This is a genomic window from Acutalibacter intestini, from assembly GCF_034334985.1.
Lineage (GTDB): Bacteria > Bacillota > Clostridia > Oscillospirales > Acutalibacteraceae > Acutalibacter > Acutalibacter intestini.
The window spans coordinates 1-539 of sequence record NZ_JAWXXL010000149.1; the positions used below are offsets into that span (position 1 = coordinate 1).

Annotated in this window: 1 protein-coding gene; it reads right to left on the reverse strand. The window is 52.3% G+C overall.

Going from position 1 to position 539, the window contains the following annotated elements:
- Nucleotides 1-466, reverse strand: a 466-nt coding sequence (locus U8U68_RS22165; RefSeq protein WP_322204663.1) for a hypothetical protein, incomplete at its 3' end; no start/stop codon positions are given.
- Between the last annotated feature and the right edge of the window lie 73 nt (nt 467-539).

Below are 539 nucleotides of genomic sequence, written 5' to 3' on the forward strand. Positions count from 1 at the left end.
GACACCTCACATTCTCAGGGATTAGCTCCGTAAAGGCCAGCCCGCCAATGAGATGAAAGGTCATCCGGGAATTATCCATGACCGTGATGCTCTGGACAATTTCCTCGAATAACGCTTGGCTAAATGGTGTACCCGGCACATATCCGTCCAGGGTATCGTCCAGCGACTTCAGCGTGTATATCAGTTCGTCATCTTCGTCCTCGGCCAGGGCCTTTTTTCGGTCGAGCCGCAGGGCATTGATTTTATTGCTGATTACCGAGGACTGGGCCGCAAAGTCAGTAGCGTTCAGAACGCCGTTGGTGTGGAGCCGGGCAACCACCAGATTCTGTGCGCTTAAATTAGCTATCTGATTGTCTATCTGCCGTATCTTTTCCTGGCTCTCGCTGCCATGATTCTGCATCACCTCCAGTTGTTGGATGAGCGTGCCCAGCAGGTCTTGCCGGTGGGAGGCCAGCTTATCTGCCATCAAGCAGAAGGTGTCGAAAACGGCATTTTCTCTGACACGTCTACTTTTGCAATTTGTGGCTCCAGCAGCCTTG